This window comes from Halomonas sp. BLK-85 (assembly GCF_044792155.1).
GTDB lineage: Bacteria > Pseudomonadota > Gammaproteobacteria > Pseudomonadales > Halomonadaceae > Vreelandella.
Map to the genome: position 1 here is coordinate 1190738 of NZ_CP087731.1, position 18630 is coordinate 1209367.

Genomic DNA, 18630 nt, shown 5'->3' on the forward strand with positions numbered 1-18630 from the left:
GACAGAAAATGTGGGTGCAGCAATCATGCCGACAGGCTTGTCATGATCTTGATGGGATTTGTGTTAAAAACACGTAAAGGAACTTGAAATGTTGAAATTCAAAAAACTGATAGTGCCGTTAATTCTGGTGGTCGGTGCCTTCTTTCTGCAGGACGGTGCCCTAGACAGTTTTACACAGTCATCCTCATCCGAGTCTTCGTCTACTTCTACGTCTCTATCCCAGCAGGAGCAGAATCTTCACCAGACGCTGACGCTGATACAGCAGGGGGGGCCGTACCCTTATAGCCGAGATGGAATCACGTTTGAAAACCGCGAGGGTCGTCTGCCGCAAAAGCCGCGTGGGTATTATCGTGAATTTACCGTGGATACACCCGGGCTGAATCACCGTGGACCCAGGCGCGTGGTGACAGGTGGAAACCCTCCAGAAGTTTACTATTACACTGAGGATCATTATGGGTCCTTCATCAGGATTACACCGCCATGAGTGACCTGCTTGTGTCGGGGGTTTATTCAGCTGAACAGATGACATCCATTCAGCCTGACATCACGGTTCAGCTGGATGATCAGGGTGAGGTAAGCAAGGAGTCAGTGTTGAACGCATTATCAACGGCCTTTGGTTTTCCCGATTACTTTGGCCATAACTGGGATGCTGCGTTCGACTGCTTGTGTGATGTCATGGATACATATGACCAACTGGATGTGCTGTTCAAGAGCTCATCCACTGCGGCACGCGATCAAGCGTCGCTGGTTGAACTTTTAAACATTCTGCAAGACGTGATCGATCAGCAACCACAGGAAAAAACACTGCGGTTTTTCCTGGCGGGCATTACTCCCTTAGAACGGAGGGTAGTCGTCTAGACGTTTAACCAGGCGCCCAACAGGCTGATCATGATTACTACGCCGCTGCTCAGCGCAGCGGCATAGATCAGGTTGTTCTTCATCATATGGTAGCCACTCACCCCATAGCGGCCCTGCAATGACAGGTTAATGCCGGATAGCGGGCCAACGCTGGTGCCCACCGCCCAGGCAGACAGGGCCACAAAGGCAAACAGGGTCTGCTCAGCGCCTTCCAGGGGCAGCATGGAAGCCAGCACCGAGACGCCGATAATCGGATGCAGCCCGAGCAGGGCGCTCAGGGAAATGGTCGCAAAGCTGATCAAGGCCTGAGGGATGCCGAACTCGGCAAACAGCGACCAGCTATCGCCGGTGGCGGCCTCCAGCAGCGTTGACAGCCCCAGGGTCAATAAACCCGCGGCCAGGAATAGCGAAATCTCGCCGCGCATGGCTGGCAAGCGGTTAAGGGTATGCTGGGTGACCCGACGCCGAGTCCATTTCAGACCTTCTGGCAGGTTGCTGGCGATGGCCACCAGCGGCAGCAGAAAGGTAATAATGCTGACAATGGAAAGCGCTGGTGTAAGCACAAAATGAAACAGCATCACCAGGGCAGCCAAGCCAACCGGCATCAGCAGGCTGCGCGGTGAAAGCGAAAAGCCGACGGTATCGCTCAGGTCAAAGCGCTGGCGAAGCTCCAGCGCCGTGAACAGCCCGGCCAGCATGGCCAGTGGAAAGCCCACCATCGCCAAGGTCAGGTAATTCATTCCCGGCACCAAGGCCATCACCACCCCCATGGAAGCAAAAAACGGCGACCACAGCGCCGCGCTGGAAAGCCCCCGGTTCAGAGCCAGAAACTGTGGCGTACTCAGCGGCTTATGGCGGGCCAGGCGGTCTCCGACCATGAAGACCGTGGAAAGGTTGAGAATCGTGCCGAGAAAATGCACCCCCAACCAGGTGCGCAGGATACCGCCGGCACCCGTCACCGACTGCCCCGGCACGCCCTTGCGGCCCTGCTGTTTGCCAATCAATGAGATAAAGCTCACTCCCACCAGCATGGCAACCACAAAGGTGTTGCCGGTCAGCATGCCAGGCCAATCAATATCCGCACCATACACAAAGCGCGCTATCAGCAGCATACCCAGGCCAACAGCTATCAAGGCCGCTGCCTGCAGGCGTGAACGACGCGGAATGTCCCGCCACAGCAGCGCCACCCCCAGCCACAGTAAATAACTCACTGCCAGTACGGTGGAAACCCAGCCGGTAAAACCGACTATCTGTAACAGCAGTGCTAAAGCGATCAATACCCCCGCTAACCGCTGCCTGATGGTTGTCTCTTGCATCTTATTCCCTTGGGGAGTGAGGAGGGCAGGCTAATCGGGATTGTACTGATTTACCAGCCACCCGGTACAAGCTACTGGGTATTTACGTGACACCATAAAAGAACAGCGCGCTTTGCAAGGCTAACGTGAGGTAGGTAAAGTAAAAACACGTAGATAAGGAAATGCTCAATCAGCATGGGCGCAAATGGCCTGATTTTCATTTCCTGCTAGTGTGTCTTGGCGGTAGCGTGGCTGAGAAAGCTAGTTGGCGACGATATTAGCAGGTTGAAATTTTTCATACGATTGCCCTGATACTTCTCGCTTGCTTAGTTTTGTGCCGCAAGGAAGCCGTTGAATCGCTTAGAAAAAGTTGGAACTGAGCAAAAGTTGCAAGTAGGTCTATCCTTTCTTACGGGGAAATGTGCTTTATGCTGATGGAGATAAGTCATGGCCAGCAATATGTATGAATATACTCATATATTGTAATTATGAACAAAATAACTCATAGTTGAGATCAATGTATATTAAGGTTCATAGTAATGCTGGCTACCGTTGTACTGTGCGATATCAGGGATTCTCGCAAGATCTCAGATCGACAAGCGTTTGCCGCTCAGGTATCCCAGTGTCTGGATGCGCTTAATGAGCAGCCAGATGATCTGATTGCAAAATTTGCCGTACAGGCCGGAATTGATGAATTCGCCGGTATTGTGACCACTCCAGCCAGTGGTCGAATCATGCAAAAACTCTGGTTTGGGCTTTATCCCCAAGCAGTCAGATGCTCAGTGGTGGTTGGCGATCTGGATATTCAGGCTATTGCCAATGATGTTGATCAGCCGCCTGCTGTGTACCACTTTGATGGTCCAGCTTTTCATCAGGCCGCAGATCAACTGGCCGCAATGCAACAGACCGGGCAACTTTTTTGTTATCACCACGCTAATCTGGAGACCTGGCAAAGCGAGCTGATCAGCGCACTGGGTGATCAGCTATATGCGCAGATGCTGGGCTGGACACGCCGCCAACACGAGATCGTTCGCGAGTATACGCAGCGTGACTCACAATCTGCAGCGGCCAGGCATCTCGGTATCGACCAGTCGGCCATCAGTCACAGCCTGACTGCCATGGACTACTCACGCTTCAGAAGAAATCTTGGCCTTTGGCAGGCATGTTTCGATGAAATATAGCGGCGTTTTCCTCAACTCAATAGCCAGCAATAGACGCTTGGGGCAAGTATGGAAATTATTCTCTCAAATATGGAAATTTTCGTTTGGCTGTTCGCCTACTTACTCACTATTGCGTTAAGCGGGAAGGTCGTAAGAGGATGTTTTGACAAGGCCGGTGTACCCGATGTCAACGATGAAAGAGAGAGCGTTGGTGGAGTGATCGGCAAACTTGAAAACGTACTGGTTCTCACGATCGTGATGGTCGAAGCCTACACAAAGATATTGCCAGTTAGCAGGCTAATATTGTCTGCGATGCTTTACCAGCCGACAAGTGCCAGCATCTCGTCAGTGAAGTGAATTGATAAAACTCTGAATTCAATAAGCCGTGTCAGACAGATCCTCGCTAGACGACCTTGTATTGGGGAAAAAGGGTGCCCACAATCAGTGTCATCTGCTAAATTAGTATCCGTAGATAGAGAGTATCTACAGGTATCAATATCAACGATAGCGACAGGAGATGATTTATGGCTGAGTGGCGTAAGGTAGCAAAAGGCTTTGCCTTGGGTGACGGGCACGTTAGCACTAAAGAAGTGGACTTGTTGCGCGAGCTGATTCTGAAGGATGATCATGTGAGCCAGAGCGAACTGAATTTCCTGAAAGAAATCAAAGCAGAAGCAAAGACGTCAGTTCAAGTGCTGGATGATTTGATCGCTGAATGTGAAAACATGGTCAACGGCCAGTAAAAGCCGTCATGAACCCAGGCGCGGTTGCGCATACCCGCGTGCTGCGCCTGTTAATATTGGTACAGAGGGCGTAACCGCCAGCAGTATACACATATACCTCCTGTTCATTTTTCCTCCCCATTTAACAGGCCCCAGCGTTTTGACGCTGACTTGAGCTGCAGCGTCTCACGCGTGATGCCGTCTTCAGGTAAACACGCAATCACTGCTTTAGCACTTACAACCGCGCTTGCCGCATACGAACAATAAAGTGTTAAACTCTGTTGCTACATTCATTTAGCCATGTGTTTCAAGGTCGGGAGTTTGTTTGCTTTATCTCAAAGCATTCATTGCTATTATTTTTTTGCTGCCTGAGGGAGCCAGTGCACTTTCGTTGGACGAGGCGCTGACTACAGCCAGAAATCAGGCGACCCAGTTGCAAACCCTGAAGCGTGAGACCCAGGAAGCAGAAGCCGTCTATCAGCAGTCTTCGCAGGCTTTTCTGCCCAAGGTTACCACGGATGCGGCATGGCTGCGGGCGGATTCCTCGCTGATTACCGGTGTGCCGGTACCGGTGCTGGGGATACCGCCGCGTATCGAGAATACGGATTTGGGACCATTGGAAGGAAGCGTGGTAGGTGTTCAGGTCACACAGCCCATATTCAATGCTGATGCGCTGCAACAGCGTGAGGCAGCCCGCCTGAATGTGAGTGCGCGCCAAAAAGCGCAACAGTGGGGTCAGCAGGCCTTGCGCCTCGAAGTGGCGCGCCGTTACTTCAACATCCTGCGATTAGAGCGGCAGGAAAGCGCCGCCCGCCTGTCTTACACGGCGGCTCAAGAGGCTTACCGGCTGGCCAAGGCAAGCTATCGGCAGGGCATGGTGGGGCGCCTTGACATGGAACAGGCCAAAGCTCAGCGAGCGGCAGCCGATGCGCGTGCTGCTCAGGCGCAAAGTGACTTGATGGAGGCGAAATACCAGCTAAAAAATCTGCTGGGCATGGCACCACAGGCATCGCTGAACGTCAACGGTAAGATGCCGCGCCCCCATCCGCCGGTTACCGAGGACGATGCGAGGCCGCGCAGAGACCTGCAAGCCCGACAATTGGCCGTTGATGCGGCTGAGGCCAAAACCAGTGCCTCACAGGCAGAGTGGATTCCGCGCGTGAACCTGTTGGCCAGGCAACAGTGGGCGCAAGGTAATCAGCCGCTGGAAGATAATGCTGATGGCTGGTTGGTGGCGGTCAATCTGCAGTGGACACTGTTTGATGGTTTTGGCCGTGAGGGACGGATTGCGGAATCACGCGCCCAGGCCAGAAAAGCTCAGGTTGAAATGGAAGACACCCGTCGGCGGATTCATCAGGAACAGGCAATGGCTGTCCACCAGTGGCAGACAGGATACACCGCCTGGCAGGCCGCTGAAGCTGCCGAGAAAGCCGCTGAAAGCGCCGCTCGGCTGGCCCTAAGGCGCTACGAAGAGGGCCTTGGTTCAATGACGGAGTTGCTGGCTGCTCAGGCGCGTTTTGATCAGCAGCAGGCGGCCTTGATTGATGCCCGCTACCGGGCTCTGCTTGCCGGTATGAATTACCACTTGCAGAATGGCCGTGATCCCTTACTTGCGCTTGATCAACCGTCACCATGAAGATACTTTTCTTAACCTTTATATTGGCAGCGCTGCTGTTGCTGACCGCTTGCTTCAGTGATGCGCCGTCCTCAAAAGAAACGGACAGTGACACACCCAACGTCACGGTTGCCGTTCTCAAGGGCTGGCGAGGGGAGGTCAGCCAGAAGCTGCCCGGCGTAGTGCGCCCTGGCAAGCGAGCCGCCCTGAGTACCCGTTTTGCAGGTACCCTGCTGACAGTCGAGGTCGAACCGGGTGACAGGGTCACATCCGGCGATCTGTTGGCCAGCGTGGATGCCAGGGAAGTCACTGCTGCCATTGCCGCGACGCGCAGCAAAATCAATGCGACTCAAGCCAGCGTTGAACAGGCCCGGTTGGAAAGCCAGCGGCTGGAACGGCTGTACGCTGAAGACCTGATAGCCCGTGTTCGAATGGAGCGTGCACAGGTCAAGTACGAGGAACTGCAAGCCCAGCTCCAGGCCGCCGAATCCGAATTGGAGACCCAACAGGCAAATCTTAGCTATACCCGTTTAACGGCACCTTTCAACGGCAGAGTGACGGAAACCCCGGTAGATGCCGGCAGTTTTGTCGGGCCAGGCCAGCCATTAGTCATCATGGAATCCCGGGGGCAATTACGCGTGGACGTCCCGGTATCCAGCCAGGTGGCTTCACGTCTGAAATCCGGTGAGCCGCTTTCTGTGATCATCGGGCCTGAGGATAAACGTCTACCGGCCACTTTGACCAGTGTGGTGCCCGCGCTGGGGGAAGAGGCCACCGGACAGCGCCTCAGGTTGCGCCTGGAAGCCGCCGATGACTTGCTGTCGCCAGGTCAGGTCGTCTCTGTGTTGGTGCCGGATAGGGCGCAGCAGACGCAGTCCAGCCAATGGGTGGGGCTCCCCCGGGCGGCGCTGTTGCGCAGAGGCCAGCTGACCGGAACCCTGGTGGTGGAGCAGGCCAGCAGTGGCCCAGCATTGCGGCTTGAATGGATAAGGATTGCCAACCCGCCAGCCAATAACAGTGAGCTGATTCCCGTGACCCAGGGCTTAGCGGTGGGCGACAGGGTGGTATTGAACCCTTCCCCAAGACTTGAGGACGGGCAAGCGGTTACGATCAAGCCGTCAGGGTCGCAACATGCAGGAGAGTAGGCTGGGTCTGGCGGGCCGGATTGCCAATCGGCTGCTCGATTCGCCCATCGTGCCGCTGTTTGTGTTGGCCTGCCTGCTGTTGGGCAGCTATGCCCTGGTGGTCACCCCCCGGGAAGATCGACCGGATATTGATGTACCCACTGCCACGATACTCATCCCTTGGCCGGGGGCGGGTGTTGAGCGCGTTGATAATCAGCTGGCACGTAAAGCGGTCAGCTGGGTGCGGGAGCTCCCCGACGTCAACGATGTGCGCAGCAGCAGTGCGAACCATGCGGCGTTACTATCGGTGGAGTTTGCCGCCGGAACGGCCAAGGAAAAGGCGTTCTCGCAGCTGAGTGAACTGTTCGGCGCCCGCAGTGATGAGCTGCCCAGTAACGCCGGCCCGGCCACTATTGAAACCTTTGGGGCGTCGCGCCTGGTAGTGCTGACGGCGACGCTCAACAGCAAGACCCTGGGCCCCGATGGGCTCGAAGAGGTGGCGGCTGAGCTGACGTCAGACGTCCTGCGTATTCCCGGTGTGCGCGACGTGAAGCGCTTCGGTGGCAACCGTGCTGCGGTTGAAATCCTGCCGGACCCCAGCCAATTGGCGGCCCGCAAGATTCCCCTGAATCAGTTGGCCGATGCGGTAGCGGGGGCCAATCTGCAGCTACCCATCGGTCGGCTGGAAAGTCCACCGGTCACCCATCTTCAAGCGGGAATGACGCTGGATCAGCTTGAGCAACTGGGGCGTATCCCCGTCGGGAGAGACGGCGGCGGCCCGGTCTACCTGGAGCAGGTAGCGGATATCCGCCATGGCCGTGTGCAAAACAATCAGGCCGTGCTGCATTGGCAGGCAGGCCATTCAGCACCTTTCCCGGCTGTAACGCTGGCAGTGACCACGCTGGAAGGCAGGAATGTCAGCAATGTGACGGAGGCCGTCATCTCTCGGCTGGAGCAGTTCGAGAACGAGGTCCTGCCGGCGGACGTCCACCTGGATATCACCCTGGATGCGGGGGAGGATGCCACGGCCAGGGTCTATAGCGTGCTGTCGCAGCTATTAACCGGCACTCTGGTCGTCGTGGGGATTATCTGGCTGGGTCTCGGCTGGCGGGCCGCCGTGGTGATCGCCATCATGATGCCGTCTTCGCTGGCGATTGTGCCCTACCTGTACCATCACCTGGGGTTCACCCTGAACCCGGTATCGATTGCCGCCATGATTCTGGCCATCGGCATTCTCTCGGATGATGCCGTGGTCATACTGGAAAACGTCGCACGACATTTTCAGCGCGCGGGCGAAAAAAGTCGTGAGCTTACTGTCAAGGCGGTCAATGAGGTGGGTAACCCGACCATACTGGCAGATCTGCTGGTAGTCGCGACTCTGTTGCCCACCGCCTATATTACCGGCGAAATGGGCCAGTATATCCGTGCCATTCCACTGGGCGCCTCGGCTGCCGTACTGTTTTCCCTCTTGGTCGCCCTGACGATAACGCCTTACTTCGGCTATCGCCTATTAAAAGTCAAGCAATCCGAAAGCGATGAGGAAGCAGGGCAGCAAAGCCAGAAAAAGTGTGGAGAAGACAGCCCCTTTGTGGCGCGCTATCGCGGCCTGCTGGCGCCCTTTATCCGCTTTGCCAAGCTTCGCTGGCTTTTCTATCTGGGCCTTGTGGTCCTGTTGCTGCTAAGCCTTGCGTTGCTGGCAACACGCACTGTGCAGATTGGCCTGACGCCCTTGCTGGACCGGAATCTGTTTGCGGTCAAGGTTGAGCTGCCTGCCACAGCCACTTTGACCGAGTCGCTTGGCGTGGCTTCTGATCTGAACCGACAGCTGCGTCAATTGCCGGAAGTCAGGGCGGTCACCGTGTATGCCGGCCTGGATCCGCCGATGATCTATCCGCCGGAAACGCTCACGGCCCCTAATGAGAAAGCCCCTCGGAATCTGACCCTGCATGTAAGCCTGGTGCCTGAGAACCAGCGTGACCGCCAGAGCTATCAGGTCAGCCGAGAGGTGGCTCAACAGCTCGGCAGCTGGCTGGCGCCTCACCAGGCCACTGGCCATATAGCCCGGATCCCTTCCGGCCCTGCCAGTGACCGGGCCATTACCGCCGAGATCTACGGGCCAAGCCCGCAGGCGCGTCAGGTCGTGGCCGACGCGCTTGAACAATGGCTAGGCAAGCAAGAAGGAGTGATCACCACCAGCCAGAGCCCCATGACGGCCCTGCCTTCTTTGAACCTGAATGTTAACCCGCAGCAGGCAGCGACCTATGGGGTCATCCCGGCTGAGGTGACGCGCACCCTGTCGCTTGCCATTGCGGGCAAAACCCTCGGCGACTGGTCCGGCAGTCACTATGCCTGGGATTCAGTGCCCATCATCCTGCGCCTGGCCAAGCAGGACCGGGGGTCCGAACAGGCCATCCGTAGCCTTTATACCCTGAGTGCCAGCGGCCAGCCGGTGCCGCTGGAGTCGCTGCTGGAGTTCAGCCATGCCGACGGCGAGCCTGCCAGGTATCGGCGTAACCTGATGCCGGTGACTACCGTCTTTGCCGACCTTGATCGTTCGATGGCGCAGCCGCTGAGCGTGCAGCTGGAGGCGCTCGTTAGTGAACAATGGCCAGGCACGGAGATCCGCTGGCGCCAGCCGCCGGATGAAGCCGCGACACCTTTACTCTACTGGTCAGGTGAATGGGAAATGACCCGAGGCGTCTACAGAGACCTGGCCGTTGCCGGGCTGGTGGTGATGGTACTGATCTATGTGCTGCTGGCCGGCTGGTTCGGCTCCTACACGCTCCCTTTGCTGATCATGCTGCCCATTCCGCTGATCTTCATCGGGGTGATACCCGCCCACTGGCTATGGGGAATCAATATTGCCGGCACAGGGGTATTGGGAGTGATTGCTCTTGGCGGCATAGTGACCCGCAACGCCATCCTGCTGGTGGATTTTATCGAACAGCGGCTTAACGAGGGGATGGCGCTTAAAGAGGCAGTCGTCCAGGCGGGCGCTCAGCGCACCCGCCCAATCCTGTTGACTGCGGCGACGGTAATGTTCGGCAGTGGTGTGCTGATTTTTGAGCCAGCCCTGGAGCCACTGGGCCTGACACTCGCCAGCGGTGTGCTGGTATCCACCCTGCTGACTCTGGTGCTGATCCCGATCCTGTATTATCACGCTTTTAGCCCTGGAGATAACCATCAGGCCAAAGAGTGAAGAAGCTCAGGGTGATGTTGGCGCGGTGTGGATGGCTGGTGCTTCATTGTCCGCTGCCCCCCGCCTGGTTGACAGCAAACATGATCACTATCCATAACACCACCAGCAAGGGAAGGTACCTGCCGACCAGGTAGATGCGCCATTCCCACCAGCGGTTGGTGGTGCCCAGAACGGTGCGAATGCGCTCAGGGGGAATGAACCAGCATAGTAATGCCGCCCCGGTCACGCCAGAAAAAATGATAACGTCACCGCCCGCCACGCGGTCAATCACATCGAGCACCGGCTCGCCTGCGATACGCCATTCCAGCGGTGTGAAGCTGAGTGCAGAAGCGCTGCCCAGTATCAGCATCACGCCGGTTACCAGGCCTACCGCCGCCAGATTGGATAAGCGGAACTCTTCAGCAATGGCGGCCACAACAACCTTCAGGCCCGCCAGTGAAGAGGTGAAAGCGGCGGCGAAAAAGAGGCCGAAAAACAGTATAGCCAGCCAGCCACCGCCGGGTAGCTGCTCGAACACCCGTGGCAGCGTCTCGAACGCAAGCGCAGACCCCTGGTCGGGCTCCATGCCAAAACTGAAGACAAAGGGAAAAATCATCCACCCGGCAAGCAGGGCAATACCGGTTTCGACTCCCGCTACGGTAATACAGGCGCGTGGCAGGTGAGTTTTGCGCGGAATAAAGCTGCCATAGGTGGCCAGATACCCCTGGCCAATGGCGAGGGTATAAAACGCCTGGCCAAAGGCAAACCCCCAGAGCTGCGCGCTCCACAGGCGCGCCCAGTCAACCTGAAAGAAAAAATCCTTGGCTTCCCCCCAACCGGGGGTCTGGGACGCCTCATAGACAAGGAACACCACGATCACCACCAGGGCGGGCATCAGGATTTTGGAGAGTTTCTCGATGGCCGAGACATCCCGCGCCAATACAAGCGCTGCAAGCAGGGTGGTGACAATAAAAAACCACAGCGAGTTGTAGCCGCCGCTGAAATCTTCAAAGACGCGTAACTGGCCTCGCATTGCATCGAGGGTATAGCCCAGTGTCCATCCGGTGATAACCAGGTAGTAGCTGGTGATGGCCACTGTTACCAGAACCACCAACCAGCCGTAGACAGCACCAAACCCGCCTACCTGGCGATAGGTGCCGACGGTGCTGCCTTTGGAAAGTCGGCCAGCGGCCACTTCCAGGATCATGATGGGCAGCACAACCACCACGAGTGCCACCAGATAGGCCACAACAAAGGCCCCACCGCCGTTTTCACCCATGATATAGGGAAAACGCCAGAGGTTGCCCAGGCCCACTGCTGCGGCTGCCATGGAGGCGATAAAGGCGGGTTCGGAGCTCCATTGCTTGCGTGATTTTTCGACTACTTCGTGTTGTCGGTTCATAGATTATCAGTTTGCTGGCAGGATGATACTAAGCGGTCGAACCAACCCTCAGTTCTGCATTGGTATATCGTCTTTCCAGCGAAAGCCGATTCCGCCGGCTTGCCATATGCCGTCGTGGTTAAAAGGGTGAGGCCCGCCAAGATTGATATGCTGGGGCAGGCCAAAATGCGGCGCCAGGTTCTGCTTGGCCTTGACCGTGACGCGGTCCATGATGCGCAGGCCCTGCTGCTCAGCCGACATATGCGCCTCCGGGGCTGCGCGGTGGGCCAGCGCCCAGTTATCTACATAGAGCAGGTCGCCAGTGTCGTAGTGGTAACGAATGCCATAGCCCTTGTCGAAGGAAGCGTTCAGCAAATCGTTGTAATCATTGAACAACTGCTTAATCTCATCGGCGTTGAGCAGGCGCATCCGGGCAACATCCGCCGGCTGTTGCTGCAGCTCCTCGATGGGCACGTCGTCTTCTGGTAAGCGCTCAATCACTGCTCCCGTCATGCCCAGATGCAACCAGACACTTTTGCGCCCCGAGAGGGGGTGGGTATGCACGACTGGGTGGCTGACACCCGAGGCGGAGTTGACCGATACCAGGCGCTCCCAGTAAGCCTGTTTGTCCTCGGGCAGAGCATCAAAGGCAGCGCCCTGGTGGGCAAAGTGGGTACCGCCGCCGTGCTCCGGCGCGCGGGCCATGTAATAGGCCGAGTGGGAGAAAATCGCCGCCTCGAAGCTGCCGTCGTTGTGCCACTGTGGACCAACGCCAAGAATGCCGTAGCGGTCATCGTTGGAGCAGCGGAAAATGTCCCGGTTCATATCCGGAGTGGCGGGATGAACGCCGTGGGTCGAGTGGATTTCTCCGGCGCCCCACCATTTGCTGGCCTCCACCAGCTCGTTGGAGGAGAGTTCTGTCTGGTGCTTGAAAACAATAAACCCCCGTTGGGCCATTTCAACTTCCAGCGCCCTGATCACCTTCTCAGGCAGGGCTGAACGCACATCGGCGCCGCGGATTTCTATGCCCAGTGGTTCAAGCTCGGTAGCCTCCAGGCCGTGCTGCTCCAGCAGTGCAAGATGTGCCGGGTCAATGGCAGGAATGGTCGAGGACGTATCGTCCAGGCGTGTCTGTAGGTTACCCATGATAAAATCGCCCCTATGGGTGAATGCACTTTCAGCCTAACCGACTGTATAAAAGTGACAAGCCCGATTTTACAGGCCCGTTCGTAAACAAGGAGAGAAAGATGCCAACCTCCCAAGAGGTGCTCAGCTGTCTGCGCCGTGTGCGCACACTGCATTTTAACGCACACAGTCAGGCAGAGACCGGCTGGGAAGGAAGGGGGCAGGGGCGCGTCGAAGTATCAACACCGCTGGAGAACAGCCTGGTATTTCACGAAACAGGCAGCTGGCAGCCGAATCACAAAAGCGCAGAGCATCCGTCTGCGTTTGCCTTTACCAACATCTTCCGCTGGACAGCAATAGGGCAGCAACTGCGTCTGGAGCATTTGCGCTTTGGTGTGGATAAGCCGGTGTTGCTGTTTGATATGGCCCCGGATGAGGCAGGGCAGTGGCGGGAAGTCGACCCGCATCTGTGCGGCCAGGATGTGTATGCCGCCTCGCTCACGATTGAAGGTCATCAGGTCCGGGTGGCCTGGTCGATCCAGGGTCCACGCAAGCAGGAATCGATTGTATATACCTACCAGACTGTCTAGGGTCTGTTGACCCTAGCGACCCTCTTCCAGCGCCTCGATCATCTTGCGGGCAGCATTGGAAAGGGTGCGATTGCCATGGGTGAGATAACCCAACGGACGGTAAAAAGGGGGGGTATCGACGGGCAGTTCGACCAGATCCTTATCCACCATCTTCTCCGGCAGCAGGCTCCAGCCCAGCCCGACGCTGCACATCATCTTCAGCGTTTCGAGATAGTTGGTTGACATGCTCACCGACAGCGCCAGTCCTTGAGCGGCGAAGCGCTCTTCAATCAGGCTGCGCGTAAAGGTCTGGGCGCCGGGTAAGACGCTGGGGTGTTCGCAGAGCGTGTTCAGCGCCAACGGCCTTGGCCTGCGGCTGAGCTGACTGGCCAGCGGGTGGTCGTGGGCGCTGACAAAGCACATGCGGTCGCGCCAATGCTCGGAGACGCTGAGCTGCTCAACCGGGTGTGGCGCCAGGGTGACCACCGCCAGTTCGTAGCGACCATTGAGAACACCCTGATAGGCCAGCTCTGAATCGACAAAGCGCAGGTCCAGATCCACCTCGGGATGTTGCTGGGTATAGGCCTTGAGAATGGGTGGCAAGCGGTGCAAGCCAATATGATGGCTGGTGGCCATGGTCAGGCGTCCGCCAACCTGGCCGGACAGGTTGGCCAGCGCCCGGCGGCTGTCTTCGACGCTCAGCAGGATATCGCGTGCCTGAGGCAGCAACAACTCACCGGCTTCGGTCAGGGCGATACGCCGCCCGATACGATCAAACAGCCGGGTATCAAGTTGCTGTTCAAGCATGGCAATGCGTTTGCTGACCGCGGGCTGGGTCAGAAACAGTTGATCAGCGGCTCTGGAGAAACTTTGTGTATCGGCCACGGCCAAAAAGGCTTGTAGATGTTGAGTATCCATCAGTATTCCTATTTGGAATTTAATATATAAATAACATGAATTGATTTTATCTGCGAGCGGGTTACCATGTTTTCATCACCCTGCAGCACGCCTTTACTATCAGGTTCACGTCCAGGGTCATCTAATCGCTGAAAATCACAGGGCTCTGGCCCGGGAGAGCATATGTCAGCCAAGACACTTTACGACAAGTTGTGGGATCAGCATCTGGTCAAGCAGCGTGATGACGGCACCGCCCTGATCTACATTGACCGCCACATGCTTCACGAAGTTACCTCACCCCAGGCCTTTGAAGGTCTGCGCCTGGCCAACCGTAAGCCCTGGCGCCTGGATACCAACCTCGCAACCACCGACCATAACGTGCCCACCACTTTGATTGAGCGCGCTGAGGGCAACAAGGGCATCAAGGACCCGGTGTCGCTGATCCAGGTGCAGACCCTTGATGACAACTGCCGCGAGTACGGCATTACCGAATTCGGTATCAACGACCCGCGCCAGGGCATTGTTCACGTCATTGGCCCGGAGCAGGGCGCGACCCTGCCGGGTATGACGGTGGTCTGCGGCGATTCCCACACCGCCACTCACGGCGCCTTCGGGGCACTGGCTCACGGCATTGGCACCTCGGAAGTCGAGCACGTGCTGGCGACTCAGTGCCTGCTGACCCAGAAAATGAAGAACATGCAGGTGCGGGTTGAAGGTGAGCTCGGTCTGGGCGTGACTGCAAAGGATGTAGTGCTGGCGATTATCGGCAAGATTGGCACCGCAGGCGGTACCGGTTATGCCATCGAGTTCGCCGGCAGCGCGATTGAATCACTGTCGATGGAAGGTCGCATGACGGTGTGCAACATGGCGATTGAAGCCGGTGCACGGGTCGGCATGATTGCCGTGGATGACACCACGATTGATTACATTGCCAACCGCCCCTACGCGCCCACGGGCGAGCAGTGGGAAGCCGCGGTGGCTGACTGGCGCAACCTGGTATCGGACCCGGAAGCCGAATTTGATAATGTCGTGACCCTGGATGCTGCCGAGATCGAGCCGCAGGTCAGCTGGGGTACCAGCCCTGAAATGGTCACCGGCATTTCCGGCCAGGTGCCGGATCCGGAAGCCGCCCTGGATGAAACGATCAAACGAAGCCATGTGCGCGCTCTGGAATATATGGGCCTGCAGCCCAACCAGAAAATCACCGATATTCAGCTGGACAAGGTCTTCATTGGCTCCTGTACCAACTCGCGCATTGAAGACCTGCGGGAAGCAGCGAAAGTGGCCAAGGGCAAGAAGGTTGCCAGCAATATCCAGCTGGCCATGGTCGTGCCGGGTTCTGGTCTTGTGAAGCGTCAGGCCGAAGAAGAAGGGCTCGACAAGATCTTTATCGAAGCAGGCTTTGAATGGCGCGAGCCAGGGTGCTCCATGTGCCTGGCCATGAATGCCGACAAGCTGGGTGCCGGTGAGCACTGTGCCTCAACCTCCAACCGCAACTTTGAAGGTCGTCAGGGCTATGGCGGTCGCACGCACCTGGTCAGCCCGGCAATGGCCGCTGCAGCGGCGATTGCCGGCCACTTTGTGGATGTCCGCGGCCTGCCTGCCAACGATGCCAACCACGCCCAGGAGGCTTGAGTAATGAAAAAGTTTGAACGTTTTGAAGGGGTGGTGGCACCGCTGGATCGTGCTAACGTCGATACCGACCTGATCATCCCCAAGCAGTTCCTCAAGTCCATCAAGCGTACCGGTTTCGGGGTCAACCTGTTTGATGAACTGCGCTACCTGGACGAAGGCCAGCCGGGCCAGGACTGCTCTAGCCGCCCGCTGAATCCTGATTTTGTGCTTAATCAGCCGCGCTATGCCAACGCCGAGATCTTGTTGACCCGGCGCAACTTTGGCTGTGGCAGCTCGCGGGAACATGCCCCCTGGGCGCTGGAAGATTTCGGCTTCAAGGTGGTTATCGCACCGAGTTTTGCCGATATTTTCTATAACAACGCCTTCAAGAACGGCCTCTTGCTGGTACGCCTGGAAGAAGACGAGATTGAGCGTCTGTTCCAGGAAACCGAAGAGCGTGAAGGTTATGCCCTGGAGGTGGATCTGGAAAACCAGCGCATCATAACGCCCAGAGGTGAGATCCTTGAGTTTGACGTGGACGAGTTCCGCAAGCATTGCCTGCTGGAAGGCCTGGATGATATTGGCATTACCTTGCAGGATGACGCCGTGATTCATCAGTTCGAGCAGCAGCACCGTGAACAGCGCCCCTGGCTGTTCCGCTAGGTGGTTGATTGTCTTCCTGGCCGAGCAACTGTGTCCAGCCTGATTTATGATTGAAGGATCCTGTAATGACCCACAACGTTCTACTGCTGCCGGGTGACGGCATCGGCCCCGAGATTGCCGCCCAGGCCAAACGCCTGCTTAACGCCTGCCAGGACGCAGGGCTGGATATCCAGCTGGAAGAAGGTCTGGTAGGTGGTAGTGGCTATGATGCGCACGGTGAACCGCTACCGGAAGTGACTCTGGCCAAGGCCAACGCAGCCGATGCCATTCTGCTGGGCGCTGTGGGTGGCCCCCAGTGGGATACCCTGGAAGATTTGTCCAAACGCCCGGAAAAGGGGTTACTGGGGCTACGCAAGAATCTCGGCCTGTTTGGCAACCTGCGCCCGGCCATGCTGTATCCCCAGTTGGCCAGTGCTTCCAGCCTCAAGCCTGAGCTGGTGGCGGGTCTGGATATCATGATTGTGCGCGAACTGACCGGCGGCATCTACTTTGGTCAGCCTCGGGGTATTGAAGAGCGCAACGGCGAACGCGTCGGCTTTAATACCTATGTATATTCAGAAAGTGAGATCGAGCGTATTGGCCGAGTTGCCTTTGAAATGGCACAGAAACGCGGCAAGAAACTGTGCTCCGTGGACAAGGCCAATGTGCTTGAAGTGACCATTCTGTGGCGCGAGGTGATGAACCGTCTCGCCCCGGAATACCCGGATGTCGAACTTTCTCATATGTATGTGGATAACGCCGCCATGCAGTTGGTACGCGCGCCCAAGCAGTTTGATGTTGTGGTCACCGGCAACATGTTTGGCGATATCCTTTCCGATGCGGCGGCCATGCTGACCGGATCGATTGGCATGTTGCCATCGGCGTCGCTGAACGAGAGCGGTCAGGGCATGTACGAACCCTGCCATGGCAGCGCGCCGGATATCGCCGGGCAGAACATGGCCAATCCTCTGGCAATGATGCTGTCAGTGGCCATGATGATGCGTTATTCACTCGGCGAATCAGCCATGGCCGAGCGTATTGAAGCCGCGGTCGGCCAGGTACTGGATAATGGACTGCGCACTGCTGATATTGCCGCTGAAGGCATGCAGGCGGTGGGTACCGATGCCATGGGCGATGCCGTGCTGGCCGCTTTTGCCAAACAACAGTAGTGCAGCAGGATTGGCATCCAGAGCCATTGGCCCCGAACCAATGGTCGGAAAAAATTATTTTTAATAGTTGTGTATAATGGGCTGTTCATTCTTTATTGGAGGACTTCACGATGTTGAAAGTCGGTTTCGTAGGTTGGCGCGGTATGGTCGGTTCTGTGCTGATGCAGCGCATGCAGGAAGAGGGGGATTTCAACGGCATCGAGCCGATTTTCTTCACCACTTCCCAGGTTGGCCAGCCGGGTCCCGATATCAGCGCTGACGTACCTCCGCTCAAGGACGCCCATTCACTCGACGAACTCAAGCCATTGGATGTGATTGTCACCTGCCAGGGGGGCGACTACACCAAGGCTGTCTACAGTGATCTGCGTAATAGCGGCTGGAAAGGCTACTGGATCGATGCGGCCAGTTCGCTACGTATGGAAGACGATGCCACCATCGTGCTGGACCCGGTCAACCGCAAGGTCATTGATGCCCAGTTGGCCAAGGGTGCCAAGACATTCGTTGGTGGAAACTGCACCGTCAGCCTGATGCTGATGGGCCTGGGGGGGTTATTTGAAGCCGATATGATCGAGTGGATGACCTCAATGACCTATCAGGCTGCTTCCGGCTCCGGTGCCAAGCACATGCGTGAGTTGCTCAACCAGATGGGCACCCTGCATGACTGTGTCGGCGAAGAGCTGAAAGATACTTCCAGCGCGATTCTGGATATCGACCGCAAGGTGACGGCGGCCATGCGTTCGGGGGATTTTCCCACCGATAACTTCGGCGCCCCCCTGGCAGGCAGCCTGCTGCCGTGGATCGACACCAAGCTGGATAACGGCCAGAGCCGTGAAGAGTGGAAGGGGACGGTCGAGACCAACAAGATTCTGGGTCTAGACGACAACCCGATTCCGATTGACGGTCTTTGCGTGCGTATCGGTGCCATGCGTTCGCACAGCCAGGCGTTCACCATCAAGCTCAAGCAGGACGTGCCGATGGATGAAATCGAAGAGCGTATTGCCAGGCACAATGAGTGGGTCAAGGTGATTCCCAATGACAAGGACGCCACCATTGACGGCCTGACGCCGACCGCCGCCACCGGCACTCTCGACGTACCGGTAGGGCGCTTGCGCAAACTGGCCATGGGCGGTGAATACCTCTCAGCCTTCAGCGTGGGTGACCAGCTGCTATGGGGCGCCGCAGAGCCGCTCAAGCGTATGCTGACAATCCTGCGTGAGCAGTAATAACGCATTAACGGTGAGTTGAAGCACAATGATTCAATGAGGGGCTATCTGCATAGCC

General features: G+C 57.0%; 17 protein-coding genes. 13 read left to right on the forward strand and 4 right to left on the reverse strand.

Features of this window, described 5'->3' with window-relative positions; translation table 11 throughout:
• Positions 1-88 precede the first annotated feature (88 nt).
• A complete protein-coding gene (locus tag LL947_RS05305) occupies positions 89-484 on the forward strand; it encodes a guanyl-specific ribonuclease (RefSeq protein ID WP_499834161.1) in 396 nt (131 codons plus the stop codon).
• Positions 481-858 carry a barstar family protein gene (locus tag LL947_RS05310; RefSeq protein ID WP_499834162.1) on the forward strand — a complete coding sequence of 126 codons (378 nt, stop codon included), beginning with the start codon at positions 481-483 and terminating at the stop codon, positions 856-858. Before LL947_RS05305 ends, LL947_RS05310 begins: the two co-directional genes overlap by 4 nt.
• Here LL947_RS05310 and LL947_RS05315 read toward each other — a convergent pair.
• Entirely contained in the window at positions 855-2174 is a 1320-nt protein-coding gene (locus LL947_RS05315) for a hypothetical protein (protein WP_499834163.1), read from the reverse strand. The genes LL947_RS05310 and LL947_RS05315 overlap by 4 nt on opposite strands.
• A gap of 518 nt (positions 2175-2692) precedes the next feature.
• On the opposite strand from LL947_RS05315, the gene LL947_RS05320 reads away from it, so the two are divergent.
• From LL947_RS05320 to LL947_RS05345, 6 genes are all read left to right on the forward strand, one after another.
• Positions 2693-3334 carry a SatD family protein gene (locus tag LL947_RS05320; protein ID WP_499834164.1) on the forward strand — a complete coding sequence of 214 codons (642 nt, stop codon included), beginning with the start codon at positions 2693-2695 and terminating at the stop codon, positions 3332-3334.
• Between the two features lie 48 nt (positions 3335-3382).
• Positions 3383-3670, forward strand: coding sequence for a hypothetical protein (locus tag LL947_RS05325; RefSeq protein ID WP_499834165.1), 288 nt, complete (start codon positions 3383-3385; stop codon positions 3668-3670).
• Positions 3671-3837: 167 nt separating this feature from the next.
• A complete protein-coding gene (locus tag LL947_RS05330; RefSeq protein ID WP_499834166.1) occupies positions 3838-4056 on the forward strand; it encodes a hypothetical protein in 219 nt (72 codons plus the stop codon).
• A 304-nt stretch (positions 4057-4360) separates the two neighbouring features.
• Positions 4361-5671 carry a TolC family protein gene (locus LL947_RS05335; RefSeq protein ID WP_499834167.1) on the forward strand — a complete coding sequence of 437 codons (1311 nt, stop codon included), beginning with the start codon at positions 4361-4363 and terminating at the stop codon, positions 5669-5671.
• Entirely contained in the window at positions 5668-6795 is a 1128-nt protein-coding gene (locus LL947_RS05340; RefSeq protein ID WP_499834168.1) for an efflux RND transporter periplasmic adaptor subunit, read from the forward strand. Before LL947_RS05335 ends, LL947_RS05340 begins: the two co-directional genes overlap by 4 nt.
• A complete protein-coding gene (locus LL947_RS05345) occupies positions 6782-9973 on the forward strand; it encodes an efflux RND transporter permease subunit (RefSeq protein ID WP_499834169.1) in 3192 nt (1063 codons plus the stop codon). The genes LL947_RS05340 and LL947_RS05345 overlap by 14 nt, the downstream gene beginning before the upstream one ends.
• Before the next feature lie 43 nt (positions 9974-10016).
• Here the strand turns inward: LL947_RS05345 and LL947_RS05350 are convergent, their stop codons facing one another.
• Both LL947_RS05350 and LL947_RS05355 read right to left on the reverse strand, forming a co-directional pair.
• The gene (locus tag LL947_RS05350; RefSeq protein ID WP_499834170.1) at positions 10017-11354 is read right to left on the reverse strand and encodes a sodium-dependent transporter; all 1338 of its coding nucleotides are present in this window, start codon (positions 11352-11354) and stop codon (positions 10017-10019) included.
• Positions 11355-11402: 48 nt separating this feature from the next.
• Complete coding sequence (locus LL947_RS05355; protein ID WP_499834171.1) at positions 11403-12479, reverse strand: TauD/TfdA dioxygenase family protein; 1077 nt, start codon at positions 12477-12479, stop codon at positions 11403-11405.
• Between the two features lie 101 nt (positions 12480-12580).
• On the opposite strand from LL947_RS05355, the gene LL947_RS05360 reads away from it, so the two are divergent.
• Positions 12581-13048 (forward strand): DUF6314 family protein, encoded by a 468-nt coding sequence (locus LL947_RS05360; RefSeq protein WP_499834172.1) that lies wholly within the window; start codon positions 12581-12583, stop codon positions 13046-13048.
• Positions 13049-13060: 12 nt separating this feature from the next.
• On the opposite strand, the gene LL947_RS05365 is transcribed toward LL947_RS05360, so the two are convergent.
• Entirely contained in the window at positions 13061-13945 is an 885-nt protein-coding gene (locus tag LL947_RS05365) for a LysR family transcriptional regulator (protein ID WP_499834173.1), read from the reverse strand.
• Positions 13946-14107: 162 nt separating this feature from the next.
• Between LL947_RS05365 and leuC the strand changes: the two genes are divergently transcribed.
• The 4 genes from leuC to asd all read left to right on the forward strand — a co-directional run bounded on the left by leuC (position 14108) and on the right by asd (position 18572).
• Positions 14108-15559 (forward strand): 3-isopropylmalate dehydratase large subunit, encoded by a 1452-nt coding sequence (gene leuC, locus LL947_RS05370; protein WP_499834174.1) that lies wholly within the window; start codon positions 14108-14110, stop codon positions 15557-15559.
• 3 nt (positions 15560-15562) lie between these two features.
• The gene (gene leuD, locus LL947_RS05375) at positions 15563-16201 is read left to right on the forward strand and encodes a 3-isopropylmalate dehydratase small subunit (protein WP_290823608.1); all 639 of its coding nucleotides are present in this window, start codon (positions 15563-15565) and stop codon (positions 16199-16201) included.
• A gap of 65 nt (positions 16202-16266) precedes the next feature.
• Positions 16267-17349, forward strand: coding sequence for a 3-isopropylmalate dehydrogenase (gene leuB / locus LL947_RS05380; RefSeq protein ID WP_499834175.1), 1083 nt, complete (start codon positions 16267-16269; stop codon positions 17347-17349).
• Between the two features lie 110 nt (positions 17350-17459).
• The gene (gene asd, locus LL947_RS05385) at positions 17460-18572 is read left to right on the forward strand and encodes an aspartate-semialdehyde dehydrogenase (protein ID WP_499834176.1); all 1113 of its coding nucleotides are present in this window, start codon (positions 17460-17462) and stop codon (positions 18570-18572) included.
• The last annotated feature ends 58 nt before the right edge of the window (positions 18573-18630 follow it).

What these genes read in the sequence shown, in the direction of transcription:
- LL947_RS05305 (WP_499834161.1), top strand. Translation starts at nt 89, where the DNA reads ATGTTGAAATTCAAAAAACTGATAGTGCCGTTAATTCTGGTGGTCGGT.
- LL947_RS05310 (WP_499834162.1), top strand. Translation starts at nt 481, where the DNA reads ATGAGTGACCTGCTTGTGTCGGGGGTTTATTCAGCTGAACAGATGACA.
- LL947_RS05315 (WP_499834163.1), bottom strand. Translation starts at nt 2,174, where the DNA reads ATGCAAGAGACAACCATCAGGCAGCGGTTAGCGGGGGTATTGATCGCT.
- LL947_RS05320 (WP_499834164.1), top strand. Translation starts at nt 2,693, where the DNA reads ATGCTGGCTACCGTTGTACTGTGCGATATCAGGGATTCTCGCAAGATC.
- LL947_RS05325 (WP_499834165.1), top strand. Translation starts at nt 3,383, where the DNA reads ATGGAAATTATTCTCTCAAATATGGAAATTTTCGTTTGGCTGTTCGCC.
- LL947_RS05330 (WP_499834166.1), top strand. Translation starts at nt 3,838, where the DNA reads ATGGCTGAGTGGCGTAAGGTAGCAAAAGGCTTTGCCTTGGGTGACGGG.
- LL947_RS05340 (WP_499834168.1), top strand. Translation starts at nt 5,668, where the DNA reads ATGAAGATACTTTTCTTAACCTTTATATTGGCAGCGCTGCTGTTGCTG.
- LL947_RS05345 (WP_499834169.1), top strand. Translation starts at nt 6,782, where the DNA reads ATGCAGGAGAGTAGGCTGGGTCTGGCGGGCCGGATTGCCAATCGGCTG.
- LL947_RS05350 (WP_499834170.1), bottom strand. Translation starts at nt 11,354, where the DNA reads ATGAACCGACAACACGAAGTAGTCGAAAAATCACGCAAGCAATGGAGC.
- LL947_RS05355 (WP_499834171.1), bottom strand. Translation starts at nt 12,479, where the DNA reads ATGGGTAACCTACAGACACGCCTGGACGATACGTCCTCGACCATTCCT.
- LL947_RS05360 (WP_499834172.1), top strand. Translation starts at nt 12,581, where the DNA reads ATGCCAACCTCCCAAGAGGTGCTCAGCTGTCTGCGCCGTGTGCGCACA.
- LL947_RS05365 (WP_499834173.1), bottom strand. Translation starts at nt 13,945, where the DNA reads ATGGATACTCAACATCTACAAGCCTTTTTGGCCGTGGCCGATACACAA.
- leuC (WP_499834174.1), top strand. Translation starts at nt 14,108, where the DNA reads ATGTCAGCCAAGACACTTTACGACAAGTTGTGGGATCAGCATCTGGTC.
- leuD (WP_290823608.1), top strand. Translation starts at nt 15,563, where the DNA reads ATGAAAAAGTTTGAACGTTTTGAAGGGGTGGTGGCACCGCTGGATCGT.
- leuB (WP_499834175.1), top strand. Translation starts at nt 16,267, where the DNA reads ATGACCCACAACGTTCTACTGCTGCCGGGTGACGGCATCGGCCCCGAG.
- asd (WP_499834176.1), top strand. Translation starts at nt 17,460, where the DNA reads ATGTTGAAAGTCGGTTTCGTAGGTTGGCGCGGTATGGTCGGTTCTGTG.